Source organism: Mycobacterium simulans, assembly GCF_900232995.1.
Taxonomy (GTDB): Bacteria; Actinomycetota; Actinomycetes; order Mycobacteriales; family Mycobacteriaceae; genus Mycobacterium; species Mycobacterium simulans.
On record NZ_OCVX01000003.1, the window covers coordinates 920,332 to 936,637 of the forward strand.

At 63.5% G+C, this 16,306-nt stretch carries 6 protein-coding genes and 4 pseudogenes; 6 read left to right on the top strand and 4 right to left on the bottom strand.

Features of this window, described 5'->3' with window-relative positions; translation table 11 throughout:
* Positions 1-56 precede the first annotated feature (56 nt).
* From MSIMFI_RS29965 to MSIMFI_RS04905, 3 genes and pseudogenes are all read right to left on the bottom strand, one after another.
* Positions 57-8,384 (bottom strand): annotated as a pseudogene (locus MSIMFI_RS29965) (amino acid adenylation domain-containing protein); the annotation flags it as partial.
* Between the two features lie 64 nt (positions 8,385-8,448).
* Positions 8,449-8,679: an MbtH family protein gene (locus MSIMFI_RS04900; protein ID WP_191496355.1), complete on the bottom strand. Its 231-nt coding sequence runs from the start codon at positions 8,677-8,679 to the stop codon at positions 8,449-8,451.
* Positions 8,680-8,974: 295 nt separating this feature from the next.
* Positions 8,975-10,258 (bottom strand): MFS transporter, encoded by a 1,284-nt coding sequence (locus tag MSIMFI_RS04905; RefSeq protein WP_224770078.1) that lies wholly within the window; start codon positions 10,256-10,258, stop codon positions 8,975-8,977.
* A 573-nt stretch (positions 10,259-10,831) separates the two neighbouring features.
* Here MSIMFI_RS04905 and MSIMFI_RS04910 point away from each other — a divergent pair.
* From MSIMFI_RS04910 to MSIMFI_RS04920, 4 genes and pseudogenes are all read left to right on the top strand, one after another.
* Positions 10,832-11,503 (top strand): response regulator, encoded by a 672-nt coding sequence (locus tag MSIMFI_RS04910; protein WP_191496357.1) that lies wholly within the window; start codon positions 10,832-10,834, stop codon positions 11,501-11,503.
* A 372-nt stretch (positions 11,504-11,875) separates the two neighbouring features.
* The gene (locus MSIMFI_RS29555; protein ID WP_396820139.1) at positions 11,876-11,977 is read left to right on the top strand and encodes a hypothetical protein; all 102 of its coding nucleotides are present in this window, start codon (positions 11,876-11,878) and stop codon (positions 11,975-11,977) included.
* Positions 11,934-12,746: pseudogene (locus MSIMFI_RS04915) on the top strand (SAM-dependent methyltransferase); the annotation flags it as partial. The gene MSIMFI_RS29555 and the pseudogene MSIMFI_RS04915, both read left to right, overlap by 44 nt.
* Positions 12,747-13,190: 444 nt before the next feature.
* A pseudogene (locus MSIMFI_RS04920) lies at positions 13,191-13,714 on the top strand (class I SAM-dependent methyltransferase); the annotation flags it as partial.
* Here MSIMFI_RS04920 and MSIMFI_RS27805 read toward each other — a convergent pair.
* Complete coding sequence (locus MSIMFI_RS27805; protein WP_224770277.1) at positions 13,682-13,858, bottom strand: hypothetical protein; 177 nt, start codon at positions 13,856-13,858, stop codon at positions 13,682-13,684. The pseudogene MSIMFI_RS04920 and the gene MSIMFI_RS27805 sit on opposite strands and share 33 nt — an antisense overlap.
* A 195-nt stretch (positions 13,859-14,053) precedes the next feature.
* Here MSIMFI_RS27805 and MSIMFI_RS04930 point away from each other — a divergent pair.
* Together MSIMFI_RS04930 and MSIMFI_RS04935 are read left to right on the top strand one after the other, a co-directional pair.
* Positions 14,054-14,724, top strand: a pseudogene (locus MSIMFI_RS04930) (response regulator).
* 86 nt (positions 14,725-14,810) lie between these two features.
* Positions 14,811-16,289 carry a GAF domain-containing sensor histidine kinase gene (locus tag MSIMFI_RS04935; protein WP_318187374.1) on the top strand — a complete coding sequence of 493 codons (1,479 nt, stop codon included), beginning with the start codon at positions 14,811-14,813 and terminating at the stop codon, positions 16,287-16,289.
* The last annotated feature ends 17 nt before the right edge of the window (positions 16,290-16,306 follow it).

Sequence of the window (16,306 nt, forward strand, 5' to 3'; positions counted from 1 at the left end):
GCATTCTCGCCCCGAGCGGCGTCGGCGCCTAGAAGTCCGGTAATGAATGCCTGCAACAAGGTCAGGTTCCGCACGTCGCCAATAAAGAATGCCCCGCCGGGAGCTAGGAGACGCATCGCGGTCGCCAACACGTCGAGCAGATAACCCGCGCTCGGGAAGTACTGAGCTACCGAGTTAAGTACCACCGTGTCGAAATAGCCCTCCGGCAAGCCGCCGGCCACATCCGCGGGCTGCACCCGCAACCGCACTCGATTTCCCCACGGCTGCGATGCGACCGCATCCTGCAACGTCGCTATCGTCGATGAGGAGAAGTCCGTACCCCAGTACTCGACACAATCCGGGGCTAGCTTGGCTAGCAACAGCCCCGTGCCGACACCAATCTCCAAAACTCGCGCCGGGCGCAACCCGCCGATCCGGTTCACTGCAGCGGCACGCCATTCGCGCATTTCCCCTAGCGGAATTGGCGCACCGGTATAACTGCTGTTCCAGCCCCCGAAATTTTCCCCCAGTACTGCCGGGGCGGTCACGGCGAACGTCGACCCTGAGTACAGTCCGTCATGCACCCGCAGCCAATGCTTGATAAATTCTGCTTCCCGCGCCTCGTCGCGCGCCAGCATTACTTCTCGATCAAGCGTGATGTAGCCCACCAACTGCTTGTCGTTGATTCCCTCGGCCGCACCGGGCGGGGTGTAAGCGTTGACCACTGCCTGCGCTACGCGGGGATGGGTCGCCAGCACCGCCTCGACCTCACCCGGCTCGATCCGGAATCCGCGGATCTTGACCTGTTCATCGGCCCTGCCGACGAATTCCAGCACACCCGCCGCGGTCCAACGGACCACATCACCGGTGCGATACATGCGCGATCCGGCAGAACCAAAGGGACATGCCACAAACCGCTCCGCGGTTAATCCCGCCCGAGCCCGATACCCCCGCGCCAGGCCAGCACCGGCGATATACAACTCACCGGCCACCCCGACCGGCGCCGGACACAACCCCGCATCAAGCACGAACACCCGGACATTGCCTAACGGAGCACCGATCGGCACCGACGCGGCGTCATATCCAACGTCGGCGGGGATCGAGGCCGTAGGAATCTCATACGTTGTCGCGCAGATAGTGATTTCGGTCGGCCCGTAGGCATTGACCACCGCGAGCTGGGGATGCTTGGCCCGCAACCTGCCGACCGCCGCGGGCGAAAGCACGTCGCCTGCTACTACCAGTTGCTGTATTCGGTCGAGACCTTGCGGGTCCGCCTCTACTAGTGGGTGGAAAAGCGGCGTCGGCACGAACATGGACGACACGCCGCCTTCGGCAATGAGCTGTTGGAGGGCCATCACATCTACTTGACCCTCCGACGCCACCAAGGTCGCGCCCTTAAGCAGCGCTGGCCATATTTCATACGCTGAGGCGTCGAACCCCGGTGACGCGATCATCGACATCCGGCTGCCCGAGCGTTCCTTGGTCCAGGCGTGCAGCGCCATATTGATCACGTTGTGGTGGGTGATCGCGACGGCCTTGGGTTGCCCGGTTGATCCGGACGTGTACATGACGTAGGCGAGATTGTCCGGCCGCGGGCGGAGATTGTTGTTGTGGGAATCGGCTGTGGCAACCCCGCCGTCGTGCAGGTCGACAGCGTCGAAGATCAGCACGGCGATCCCGGTGTCAGGCAGTGTTTCGGCCGTGCGGGTGTCGGTGATTAGTAGTCGGGGGGCGGCGTCGGGGAGGATGTATGCGGTGCGCTCGCTGGGATAATCCGGGTCGATCGGTAGGTAAGCGGCGCCCGTTTTGCAGATAGCCACCAGCGCGGTAACCAGTCCGGCCGAGCGCGGCAGGGCCACGGCAATGACGGTTTCCGGTCGGGCCCCATGAGCCCTCAGGTGGTGGGCCAGATGGTTTGCGCGAGTGTCGAGTTCGCGGTAAGTCAGTGTCTCGCCGTCGTTTTCGACTGCCGGGGCGTCGGGCGTGCGTGCCACCTGCGCAGCGAACAGTTGCGGGATGGTCGCGTCGGGTATCGCGGTGGCGGTGTCGTTCCAACCGATGACTAGCCGGTCGCGTTCGCTGGAGTCGAGGATGTCGATCAGATCGATGTTCTGGTGGAAATCGGTGGTGGCGGCGTCGAGGATGCGCAGGTAGTAGGTGGCGAACTTTTCGATGGTGTCGCGGTTGAACAGGTCGATGGCGTATTCGATGGTTCCGGGCAGTGGTTGTGGTTGTCCGGGGGTGGGTGGGAGATCGAGAAGGTTGATGAACAGGTCAAATTTGGCGGTGTTGTTGTATGCGGGCAGCAGGTCGATGTCCAGTGCGGGCAGGTCGAACTGGGGCAGGGGGTTGTTCTGCAACGCAAACGCCACCTGGAACAGGGGGTGGTGTGCGGTGGATCGTGTCGGATTGAGCAGTTCCACCAGCAGTTCGAAGGGGGCATCTTGGTGTTCGTAGGCGGCCAGCGCTTTGCCACGGACCCGCTCGAGTAGGTCACTGAAACGAGGATTGCCCGAGGTGTCGATCCGCAGCACCCAGGTGTTGACGAAAAACCCGATCAGTCCGGCCAACGCGGCATCGGTGCGCCCGGCGATAGGCCCACCAATGGTCAAATCATCACCAGCGCCGAGTTTGCGTAGCAGCACCGCCAACGCCGTCTGCAGCACCATCGACATGGTTGTTCCGGTTTCGCGGGCCCGCTGGTGGATCCGTTGACGCAGCGCCGGATCGATGGTGAACTCCACCAGGTCACCGGCAAACGACTGTCGCGGTGGGCGGGGCCGGTCCAACGGCAACACGATCTGCTCGGGTGCCCCAGCCAACTCGACGCGCCAGTACGCCAGCTGTTGGGACAACACACTGTCGGGATCGTCAGCATCGCCAACGAGTTCGCGTTGCCACAGGGTGTAATCGGCATATTGGGCCAGCAGCGACGCCCAAGCCGGCGGCCGCCCGTCACACCTTGCGGTGTATGCCGCGGTCACATCCTGGGCCAGCGGCGCCAACGACGCCCCGTCGGCGGCGATGTGGTGCAGCAGCAATACCAGCACATGCTCGGTGGGCGATACCCGCAATATCTCGGCCCGGATCGGGATTTCGGTGGCCAGATCAAAGTGATAAGAAGCGGCTCGGGTCAGCGCTGTAACCAGCTCCTGGCTCCCCCGGACCTCGGTCACCGAGACCGGCACCTGCACTGCCTGCTCGGGCAGAATCCGCTGCCAGGCGATCCCGTCGGCTTCGGCGAACACCGTGCGCAGGCTCTCATGACGGGCCACCACATCACCGATCGCGGCGGTCAACGCCGCGGTATCGAGGTTGCCCGTCAGCCGCAACGCCAACGGAACGTTGTAGGTCGCCGACGGGCCCTCATACTTGTGCAAGAACCACAACCGGGACTGGGCGAACGACAACGGCACCCGCGCGGGGCGCGGTCGTGTGGCCAACACCGCCCGCACCCGCTCCCGACCATGAGCGTTGATCCCTTCGGCCCGCCCCGCGCCGGTCGGGGTATCGAACACGGCCCGGATCGGCACCTCGACACCCAGCTCGGCGCGCACCCGCGTCACCAGCCGCGTCGCCGACAAGGAATGACCGCCTAGCTGGAAAAACCCGTCATCGATACCGACCCGCTCCAGCCCCAACACCTCAGCAAACAGAGCGGCCAGCGCCCCTTCACGCTGATCACGCGGAGCCCGATACGCCACACCGCTGGCAAACTCCGGCGCCGGCAACGCTGACCGATCGAGCTTGCCGTTCACCGTCAACGGCAACGACTCCACCACCATGATCGCCGCCGGCACCATAAACGCCGGCAGCCGCTCGGCCGCATACCGGCGCAACTCACCCACCAGTGAGCCATGCTCTGTGATCGTTCGCTTGGGCACTACATAGCCCACCAACTGCTTGTCGCTCACGTCCGCCGAGGCCGATGTGGCGGAGTGCGCCATCACCACCGCGTGCGCCACCTGAGGATGAGCCGCGAGCACTGCCTCGACCTCTGCGGGCTCGATTCGGTAGCCGCGGATCTTGACCTGATCGTCGGCGCGCCCCATGTACCGCAGCTGCCCATCGGAGCCCCAACAGGCGAGATCCCCGGTGCGATACATCCGTGTTCCCGGCGCTCCCGAGCCACCGAACGAGCAGGCGACAAACCGCGACGCGGTCAACCCAGCCCGCCGCCAGTACCCACACGCCACGCCGCGACCGGCCACATACAACTCCCCGACCACACCCGCCGGCACCGGCCGCAGCCACTCATCCAGCACAAACAAGGCCGCCCCCGGCGCTGGCGAACCGATCGGCGGCGCCCCGGAACCCGTCATCAGCGGCGCACTGATCGACGCATACACCGTGGTCTCGGTAGGACCGTACGCGTTGATCATCACCCGTCCGGGCGCCCAGCGATCCACCACCTGCGCCGGGCAGGCCTCAGCGGCGATCACCAACGACGTCGATTCCAAGCCCTCAGGCGACAACACCCCCACCGCTGACGGGGTTTGGCTCAATACGCTGACGTGTTCCGCCACCAGCAAGGCGTGGAAGTCTTCCGGTGAGCGCACCACCGACTCGGGAACCACCACTAGACGTCCACCATGGAGCAGCGCGCCCCAGATCTCCCACACCGAGTAGTCAAAGGCATAGGAGTGACACTGCGTCCACACCTGCCCCGGGCTCAGGTGAAGGCCGACCTCGAGTGAGTCGAACAGCCGGGTTACGTTGCGGTGGGTGACCGCCACACCCTTGGGCGCCCCGGTGGTGCCGGAAGTGTAGATGATGTGGGCGAGGTCATCGGGAGCCGGTGCTGGCGGTGCTGTGCTGGGTAGGGCGCCGACGGCGGGGTCGTCGACATCGATGACCAACACGGCCTGACCTTCGAGCCGGTCGGCCAGTCCAGTAATGGTGACCGCCGCGATCGGCGCGGCATCGGCAAGCATGAACTCTATCCGTGCCGGCGGCAGCGCTGGGTCGATCGGCAGATACGCCGCACCGGTTTTCAACACCCCCAAGATCGCCACAATCGCCTCAGCCGACCGGGAAAACAGGAGCCCCACACATTGTCCAGGGCTTGCGCCATGGCCGGCCAGCAGGTGTGCCAACCGGTTCGCAGCTTCATCGAGCTCCCGGTACGTTATGGACCGGCCTTCGCATACCACTGCCACCGCGTCCGGGGTCCGGGCCACCTGCGCGGCAAACAGCTCGGGAATCGATGCCCCGGTCGCCGCCCGACTCAACACCGCCCGGTTACCCACATCGTCCAGCCAGGCATGATCGCCGGCGTCCAACACATCGATCGATGAAAGCCGCCGAGCGGGGTCGACGGTCATGGTCGCCAACACCCGCCGCAACCGCTCGATCAGCGCTTGGATGGTGTCCCGATCGAACACGTCCGTGCGAAACTCCACCGTGCCGCCGATCCCGGCGGGTACACCGACTTCCGTCCAGTGTTCGGCCAAAGAAAACACCAGGTCCATACGGGCCGACTTGATGTGCACCGGCAACGGCGTGACCTGCGCATCCCCAAAGGCCAACCCAGCGGCGGCATCGCTGGTGTGTCCGGGGAAGTTCTGCCAGGCCAACATCACCTGAACCAGGGGGTGATGGGTCAGGCTTCGGGACGGGTTAAGCCGCTCCACCAGCGCCTCGAAGGGCACGTCTTGGTGCTCGAAAGCCTCCAGGGTCCGCCGCCGAACCCGGGTAAGCAGCTCGGCAAAGCTGGGGTCACCGGCCAGCTCCACCCGTAACACCAACGTGTTGACGAAAAAACCCACTAGCTCATCGACTTCGGGGGCCGGGCGCCCGGCGATCGGGAACCCCACCGCTACCTCGGGGCTCGCGGTGATCTTCGACAGCACGACTGCCAGGGCAGCCTGAACCACCATAAAACTGGTCACGTTGTGCTCACGCGCCATTCGAGCAACCCGTTGCTGGAGTTCGGCTGGCCAATTGACCACTACAGTGGCGCCGCGATGATTTGCCACCGGCGGGTAGGGCCGATCAGTGGGGAGCGGTAGGCGCTCCGGCATACCGGCCAGGGCATCCTCCCAGTAAGCCAACTGCGCCGCGGTAGGGCTGCGGCCATCGGCCAAATCACCAAACTGTGCACGTTGCCACAACGTGTAATCGGCGTATTGCACCGCCAGCGCATCCCAGCCGGGGGCTTGCCCCTCACACCGGCTGGCATAAGCCATACCCAGATCACGCGTCAGCGGGGCGATGGACCAGCCATCGGCGGCGATATGGTGTATCACGACCACCAGCAGGTGCTCATCTGCGGCGACGCGGAAAAGCCGGGCTTGGAACGGGACTTCGGTTGCCAAATCAAAGGTGTGACATGCCGCGCTGTCGATGGCATCACCCAGCTGGTCCGCCGACCAACCTCCGGCATCAATGATCTGCCACCCGAAATCGGCCCGCTCGGCGGACACCACCACCTGTCGGGGTGTCCCCTCGGGCGCCGCAAACACCGTCCGCAGGCTCTCATGGCGACCCACAACGTCGGCCAGCGCGGCACCCAACGCGCTGGCATCAAGCCGTCCACACATCTGCAACGCCACCGCGACGTTGTAAATCGGCGAGGGGCCCTGCAGCTGGTCCAGGAACCACAACCGGCTCTGGGCAAACGACAACGGCACCACCGCCGGCCGCTCAGCTGCCACCAATTGCGAGGGCCGGCCCGTGCCCACACTGACACGCGGCGCCAGCTCGACAACCGTTGGCGCGTCGAACACCGTGCGTACCGAGAGATTGGCATCCAGTGCGGTATTGATAGCCGTGACCAGGCGCATCGCTGATAGCGAGTTCCCACCCAAATCAAAAAACGAGTCGTCGACCCCCACCCGCTCAAGTCCGAGCAACTCGGCGTAGATGCCGGCCAGGATTTCCTCAACGGCGTTGGCTGGGGCGCGGTACTCACCGGCGGTGTACTCCGGCGCCGGCAGGGCACGGGTGTCGAGCTTGCCATTGACCGTCAATGGCAGTGACTCGACCGTCACGATCGCCGCCGGCACCATGTAGGTCGGCAGCAGCCGGGCCAGCTTGGTGCGTACCTGTGCCAGGTCTGGTGTCCCGGTGACATAGCCCACCAGACGCTTATCGCCGGGGCGATCCTCACGGGCAATCACCACCGCCTGCTTGATCCCGTCCAGCCCGGCGAGTGCCGCGCGCACTTCACCCAGCTCAATGCGGTATCCGCGGATCTTGACCTGCTCATCGGCGCGCCCGAGGAACTCGAGCAAACCCTCCTCGACCCACCGCACGATGTCGCCGCTGCGATACATCCGCGTCCCGACGGGCCCATACGGGCAGGCCACGAACCGCTCGGCCGTCAACCCTGCCTGTCCCCGGTATCCACGCGCCAGACCCGCGCCGACGATATACAGCTCACCCGGTACTCCCACTGGCACCGGAGATAGCAGCGCATCCAACACAAATACGCGCACGTTGCGCAATGGGCTACCAATCGGCACCGTCGGGCCATCGCGGTCGCTTGTGCTCGGGAGCGAATACCCTGTCGCGCAGACGGTTATCTCGGTTGGACCGTAAGCATTGAACAGGGCCAGCTGGGCGTGCGCGGCACGGACCTTGTTGGCTATTACTGGCGAAAGTGCGTCGCCGCCTGTGACGAGTTGTTTCAACTGGTCCAGGCAGGCTGCGTCTTCTTCGGCGAGTTGATGAAACAGCGGGGTCGGCACGAATGCTGACGTCACGCCGCGTTCCCCGGTGAGCTGTCGCAGGGTTTCCGGATCCAGCTGACCGGCCAGGGGAATCAGGGTGCCGCCCCTAAGCAAGGTTGACCAGATCTCGTACGCCGAAGCGTCGAAGGATTGCGACGAGCTCATCGGTGTCCGGCGTGGCTCAGGGCCGTCAGGCCAGCCGTACAACGCCATGTTGCTCACGTTGTGATGAGTGACGGCGACGGCTTTCGGTCGTCCAGTCGATCCAGAGGTGTACATCACGTACGCGAGGTTGTCTGGATGTGGTGCCACGCCGTCGGGTTCTGGGTCAACGGCGGTGTCGAGCCTGCGGTGGCTGGAGGAGGTATCGAGAATGAGCCGGGCCGTGTTGTAGTCGGGCAGGGTCTGGCCGGTGGCGGAGTCGGTGATCAGAAGTAACGGAGCCGAGTCGCTAAGAATGTATGCGGTGCGTTCGCTCGGATAGTTCGGGTCGATCGGCAGATAAGCAGCGCCGGTCTTGGAGATGGCCAGTAGCGCGATTACCAGCTGGGTGCAGCGAGGCAGGGCGACGGCGATGATGGTTTCCGGTCGTGCGCCATGAGCTTTGAGGCGGGCCGCGAGATGGTCGGCTTCGGTATCGAGTTGCCGGTAGGTCAATTTTCTAGCGTGGTCTTCAACTGCTGGTGCCTCGGGTGTCCGGGCGGCCTGCATGGCGAAGAGTTGCGGGATTGTTGCCCCCGCTGTAGTTGCGGTGATGTCGTTGCACTCAACGATGATCTGGTCACACCCAGCCGAATTACGCATCGAAAGCGCGGCCCGTCGCTAACTTTTCACGCAGGCTCCGCGGCCGTATGTCAGTCCAATTCTGCTCGATATAGTCCAGGCACGCATGGCGCTCGGCCTCGCCATAAACCACATTCCAGCCCGCCGGAATCTCGGCGAAAGCAGGCCACAAGCTGTGCTGTTCCTCATCATTGACCAACACAAAGAATGTTCCCTTGTCGTCGTCGAAAGGATTGACGCTCATATGTTTTCGTGACCTCCTAACGGCCGGAGTGTTGACGCAATTTAGCGTCTGACTTTCAGGGATGCCGTCGGCGGCTTTGGCCAGCGCGCGCGAGTACGCCGCCGCGTAGGGATGTGGTCACCGACGTTAAATCGGTTGCTCAGCCGAAGGGCTCAACATCGCTTATATGCGCTTCATCGCAATGCAATTCGCGCATAGCACAGCTCACAAAACGCCGATCTGCCCATCGTTGTTGAAATGCTTTGATGCAACCGTCGGGACCCGCCTTTGGCTAATTCAGAATTTCCGAGTTTCCTCAAATGTAGACAGCGAGAACGAAATCTGAATCCCCGGCAGCAGGAATCACTATGTCCCCCGATCGGAGGACAGCGCTACGGGTCAGAAGTCCTCGACACAGCAGTACCGATGGCAACGACGGTTGACGCTCTGCGCCCTGCGGGCGACTCGTCGGCGTGCCGGGGTAGACCTGCGGAATGAGGTTGGCCAAAACCACGCACGCGACGACGCCAAGCCAAAAGACCGCCAATGGAATCGGTGTGGCAAACGACAGCGCGGATGTCGCCGCTAGCCCAGCTCCGATCAGCAAATAGTAGGCAAGACCGAACACCGCCCCGGCGCGGCCGAGGCTATCGCTATAGCCGTGTAAGGCTGGGCCGAGCAGATTGGGGATTGCTAATCCAGATCCGGCAAACAGCGCCAACCCCGGCACCGCCCACCACATTCTTGGGTTCGTAACGGTGCAGGCAACGATCAGTTGTCCCATCACTGCGCCGGAAACAATGACAAGTGACAACCGTACCCTGGTGTTGGATGTCATGGTCGCGGGCAGGTGGCGGTTCAGCGCGGCACCGGCAGCGCCCACGGCGGCCACCGGCAGCCCCACCCAGCCGAATCCGAGACCCAGCAACGGTCCAATAAGAAACGGGCCCGCCGCATAGAAAGAGAAGACCAGAATATTCAGCCCGGCCACCTGGATAGCCGCCAAGTACAAAGCAGTATCACCGGCCATTCGCTTGATGAGCGCGCAAGTATTGATGTGCACCAGCTCAACAGGTTTGGTTTCTGGCCACGACCGTGCGGCGACGACACATAAAACCACTAGCACCCCTGTCACGATGGCCAAGAACATGCGGTAGCCACGCCAGTCGCTGAGCAACTGCCCCATCAATGCGCCGATCGCAGGAGACCAGGCCAACACCATGCCCAAAGTGGAGAAGTAGGCGACTAACTGCGGGCCGTGTAGCCGATCGCGCAGTGTTGTTTGCGAAGACACCGAGCAAGTCGCCAATCCGAACGCCTGAATCACCCGTCCCGCCAAGAGCCACCCGAAAACCGGTGCGACTACACACACCAAGGTCCCTACCGCTGCGGTTACCAGCCCGGCCAGCACAGCCGCACGGCGCCCCCACCGATCACAAATGCGTCCCCACACCCATACACCGGTGGCGAAGCCGAAAAAGAAGACTCCAATAACCCATTGCGTTTGGCCGACATCAACCGAAAGCGATCGCGCAAGATTCGGCAAAGCCGGAACAAGGATCGTCTCACCAACCTGCGGCAGCGCCAACAAACTAATCATTAGCCACAACGGCGGCAACTGCCGATCGCCCAAAGGCGCCTCAACAGGTAACCAGAGCGGTCTAACGCCACACGGTCCCCAACCGGACTTCGTCGGCACTCGGCGACGTCGCCAGTAACCGCGATCGGATCCCGTGCTGAGGATCGGCGAAAATCGCGCCCGGCGCCAGGCCTCAGTCAAGGCATACATCTGGCCCGTCCTCGCTCACACCTCAGACATCCAACACCGACGCCCCGACCAGGGTTGAAAACCCAGCTTCGACAACATCTCCCACAACAGTCATCCATACCTAGGCTCAGTGATGTTATGTGGCAAGCGCCATTTCCTCGCGTGGACTAATTGGCCATCGCACGAACACACTGCGGAAATCGGCGGCAAAGCTGCCCGAAGTCCGCCGCGGCGGCGGTCGCTGAAGCTCCGATCGTGTCCGTGGGCCTAGCTTGCCTGGTCAGGACAGTCCACTTCGTCCCTGCTGGCACCCATTCTGAGCCACACCGCCAGCATGACTAGGGCATATCTGCTAGCTGCAATACGCTCACCATTGTCGGCGGTGTCGCAGACGAAGGGACCGACATGTCAGAGTCGCCAGGGCAGGCAGGTTTGCGGGTCGTGCTCGCCGACGATGATGTGTTGCTGCGGGAAGGGCTGGCCAGCCTGCTGGGACGATCGGGTTACCAGGTCGTGGGCCAGCTCGGTGACGCCTCGACGCTTGTGGAACTGGTCCGTGCCGAGCGGCCGGACCTCGTGATTGTTGATATCCGGATGCCTCCGGGCGGTGCCACGGACGGACTCGATGCGGGGATGGTGATCCATGAGGAGATGCCGGAGATCGGGCTGCTTGTCCTGTCGGCCCACGTGGAAGTTGAACACGCGCTCCAGCTGCTGGCCAGCGGGCGAGGTGTCGGCTACCTACTGAAAACCCGGATCACCGATGTTGCGGACTTTCTCGATGCGCTCCAGCGAATCGGCAACGGCGCATCGGTGGTAGATCCCGCTCTGGTTCACGAATTAGTGACCGCGCGCAAACGCGATGATCCGCTCGCCGTGCTCAGCCCGCGCGAAACGGAGGTGCTGGAACTTATGGCTGAGGGTCGCTCAAACGCCGGCATTGCACGCCAGTTGTGGGTGGCCGAAGGCACGGTCGAGAAGCACGTCCGCAGCATCATGACCAAACTGGACCTGCATGAAACCCCCGACGATCACCGCCGCGTGCGTGCGGTCGTCACCTTCCTCGAGGCTCGCTGACTGGCGGCAGGCATTCGGATTTCACCCACGCCGTCTACTTTGTTCGTGCAAAGCACGGTCAGTAACGACTCGCCCCGGTATGAGTTGGGCCGAGCGGGTCAGGCCAGCACGCCTGCGCTGGCCTTGTCAGGACCGGAGGTGACCGGCAAGTGACGATGTTGGCAGCGCGAATTCTTCTGGGAGGTATATTCGCAATCGCCGCGGTGGCGAAGCTGTCAGATCGGAAGGCGCGCGGCGGGCGGTCGTGGCATTCGGTGTGCCTAGACCCGCGGCCGCGATTCTACGACCGGTAATCATCGCAACCGAATTCGGCGTCACGTTACTGCAACCGGGGCATGGACTTACGAAGGGGCAGTCCTCGCGTTACTGGCGCTGACGGGATTCAGTGCGGCAGTCCTGGTGAACCGCGCCCACGGCCGACGTCTGGAATGCCACTGCTTCGGGCGACGCGCTGCTGAACGATCCTCTGGCTGATCCGCTAGTGCGTGCGGTAGAGCAGTTCGTCCGAATGCTGGACGGCGAGATAACGTTCGACGATGACCCGCTGCTGTGCCGCGCGGCGGCGAATGAGCTGATCGCCGTTCGTACCAGGTTCTTTGACGACTTCTTCACCGAAGCGACCGACGCCGGTGTCCGCCAGGCCGTGATTCTGGCCTCTGGCCTGGACACCAGGGCCTACCGGTTGCGCTGGCCCGACGACATAGTGGTCTACGAGATCGATCAGCCGCGGGTCATCGAGTTCAAGACGTGGACGCTGGCCGAACACGGCGCCGTCCCGACCACCGACAGGCGGCCCATCGGCATCGATCTGCGCAACGACTGGCCGGCGGCGTTGCGCCAGCACGGTTTTGACGTCAACCAACCAACGGCGTGGATCGCCGAGGGCCTGCTGATTTATCTGCCGCCCGACGATCAGGACCGATTGTTCGACAGCATCGCCGCGCTCAGCGCGCCAACAAGCCAGGTTGCCACCGAGCATTTCCCAGACCCCGCGCTGGTGTCCGGTGAGCACGCACAGCAACTTTCGGCGCGCTGGAATCGCATGGGACTCGATCTCAACCTGTCTGAGTTGATCTACTCCGGTGAACGCCGAACCGTCATGGAGTACCTGACCACGCACGGCTGGCGGCTGACGGCCCGCACCATCAAGGAACTATACGCGCACAACGGGTTTGAGTTTCCCGACGACGAGATGGCGGCCGTCTTAGGCGAAATGAGCTTCGTCGCCGCAACGCTTGGCTAACGTTTGGCGTGGGCCGTCTCATACCACGTGCTCACGCACGACTACTGGGATCCTGAACCACCCCGGGTTTAATGCTCCACCTAACCACCCACGAGTGTCCCCCGATCGGGGGACAACACGACTACCGCTGCCAGGGATTCAGAATCCATCCTCACTGCCTACTGTTCGAGCAACGGCGATCACGAAAGGAGGTATCTAACATGTCCCACGAACTTCTCTTCACCGAGAATGAAGCTACGTACGGCTTTTTCGTCAACCAGCTCGGTTCAGACAACGTGATCGAGTGAGCACGCTTGGCGACGCGGCTGGCGGACTACTCACTGCGTTCCACGCCTGCGATGGTCCGCTTCCGCGGCGCAGCACCAACCAGCGATCCGGCAGGAAATCCGTTGTTCCCTATGTCAGCGCCGCCCTTGTACAGCACCCAAGACAGGAGCTATCCGCATGACTAGCGAACCGGGAAGAACTGAGGGTGACAGCTGGGATCCGGCCTCCCACGTGGTTGCGACGGCCACCATGGTCGCGGCCTACCGGGCGCTGGCCGCACAGGGACGCGACGCGCTGCTGAACGATCCGCTGGCGGTTGCGCTGGCCCGACGACATGGTGGTCTACGAGATCGATCAGCCGCGGGTCATCGAGTTCAAGACGTGGACGCTGGCCGAACTCGGCGCCGTCCCGACCGCCGACAGGCGACCCATCGGCATCGATCTGCGCAACGACTGGCCGGCGGCGTTGCGCCAGCACGGTTTTGACGTCAACCAACCGTCGGCGTGGATCGCCTAGGGCCTGCTGATCTGAGTTGATCTACTCCGGTGAACGCCACACCGTCATCGAGTACCTGACCACGCACGGCTGGTGGCTGACGGCCCGCACCGCCAAGGAACTTAACGCGCACAACGGGTTTGAGTTTCCCGACGACGGGATCGCAGCTGTCTTAGGCGAAATGAGCCTCGTCGCCGCAACGCTTGGCGAACGTTTGACCTGGGCCGTCGGATACCACGTGGTCACGACGATAACTGTCGGCCATGATGACTTCCAAGCAGGCGTAGGCCATCACGTCGACATCGGCATCGGCCAGTTCAGTGGCGGCGCGCTCGGCGCCGACCTTCATCACGCCCAGGCACGGCTGCATGTCTGCGAAGCGCCCGGCAGCGGCTGCGTCCGTGGACCTAGATTGTCCGGCGAAGGCAGGCCAAGTCGTCACTGCTGGCGTCCGGTGAGAACACACCGCCAGCCTGGCGCCGGCATTTCTGCTAGCTGCAATTACGCTCAACACTGTCGGTGGCGTCGCAGGCGAAGGGACGGCATGGCGGTGCGCCCTGGGCAAGCAGGTTTGCGGGTTGTGCTCGCCGACGACGATGTGTTGCTACGCGAAGGACTGGCCAGCCTGGTGGGACGATCGGGCTACCAGGTCGTGGACCACATCGGCGACGCTTCGTCGCTTGTCGACGTGGTTCGCGCCGAGCGGCCGGACCTCGTGATTGTCGACATCCGGGTGCCACCTACCAACACCACCGATGGACTCGAAGCGGGGATGGTGATCCGGCAGGAGATGCCGGATATTGGGTTGCTTGTGCTGTCGGCACACGTCGAAGTTGAACACGCGATCCAGCTCCTGGCCAGCGGCCACGCGGTGGGCTACCTGCTGAAAACCCGGATCGCCGATGTTGCTGACTTTCTCGACGCGCTCCAGCGGATCGCCAGCGGGGCATCCGTGGTTGATTCCGCTCTGGTTCACGAATTGGTCTGCGCGCAGAAGCGCGATGATCCCCTCGCCGCGCTCAGCCCGCGCGAAATGGAGGTGCTGGCACTGATGGCCGAGGGTCGCTCCAACGCTGGCATTGCCCGGCAGTTGTGGGTGGCCGAAGGCACCGTGGAAAACACGTCCGCAGCATCATGACCAAGCTGAACCTGCATGAGACCCCCGACGATCACCGCCGTGTCCGCGCGGTCATCACCTTCCTCGAGACTGGCTGACTGCGGCCACCAAAACGAAGGCGAGGCCACCAATGCGTGCTCGGTTGGAATCGATGCGGCTATCACGGACACCACGATCCAACTCATTGGGTCTTGCGGTAGCGGCCGCATTCATCGCGGCGGAGACCGTCGTACTGCTTCTACTCAAGAAGCTCGCCCCGGACAACGCCTTCGGTGTCGTGTATCTGATCGGCGTCTTGGTAGTCGCAACAGGCTGGGGCGCAGGACTGACCATGGTGATGGCGGTTCTAAGCGCGATTGCCTATTCATATTTCCGTAGCTGGCCCGACCATGGCACGGTGCTGAGCCAGCTCCAGGACTGGGTCGTTTTCTTGATCTACGTCGTCGTCGCCCTGGTGGCGCACGCTTTGGCACATACCGCACGAACGCGCGCGACGGACGCAGAGAAACGTCGACAGCAGGCCGAGGAGAGCGGCGCCGCGCTCAGTGCCCTGGCCGTCAGACAAGCCGCGCTACGACAAATCGCGACACTGGTCGCGCGCGGAGCCCCCGCATCCGAAATCTTCCCCGCGGTAGCCGATGAGCTGGCGCAATGCCTCGATGCGACCGACACGTCGCTGTGGCGCTACGAACCTGACAACACCGCTACCCTGGTCGCCGCCCACGACGACCCTGGGCACACCGAGCGGAAGCCGGTCGGCACTCGCTGGCCTGTAGATGGCGACAACATCGTCGCCCGGGTGGCTCGCACCGGTCGGCCCGCCCGCGTCGACGATAGCGAGCAGGCGATCGGTGCTATACCGACGCTCATTCGCGAGTTGGGGTTACGCGCTGGAGTAGGGACGCCGATCATCGTCGGCGGCCGGCTGTGGGGTGCTGCGGTTGTCGGATCTCGCCAGGCCAAGCCACTGCCACCGGACAGCGAACAACGCATCGGCGAGTTCACCGAGCTCGTCGCTACCGCCATCGCCAACGCTGAAGCTCACTCCGCGCTGAAAGCCTCGCGCGCACGCATCGTCACCGCCGCCGATGATGCTCGCCGGCGTCTAGAGCGCGATTTGCACGACGGCGCCCAACAACGGCTAATTTCGCTTGCCCTTCAACTACGCTTGATCGAGGCGGATGCGCCTCCCGAACTCGGTCCGCTCAAGGCGCAAATCTCTCAAGCCGTAGCCAACCTGGCCGCGGCTTCGGCAGATCTCCAAGAGATTGCCCGGGGCATTCATCCGGCGATCGTTTCCACTGGCGGCCTCGGCCCGGCGCTCAAGGCCCTCGCCCGCCGCTGTCCCATCCCAGTCCGGCTTAATGTGGCCATTGAAGGACGACTATCGGAGTCGGCCGAGATCGCTGCGTATTACGTTGTCTCCGAAGCACTTACGAACGTCGCTCGACACGCACGCGCTTCCGGGGTAGACATCGACGCCAAAACCAAAGGTTCGGATCTGCTGCTCTCCATTCGCGACGACGGCGCCGGTGGCGCGGACTGCGACAAGGGGTCCGGCATTGTCGGCTTGATCGACCGAGTAGAAGCCCTAGGTGGCCACCTGCGGATACTAAGCCCCCCTGGCGCCGGCACCACGCTGGACATCGTTATCCCGCAATGACCAGGTGGCTGCCCAAG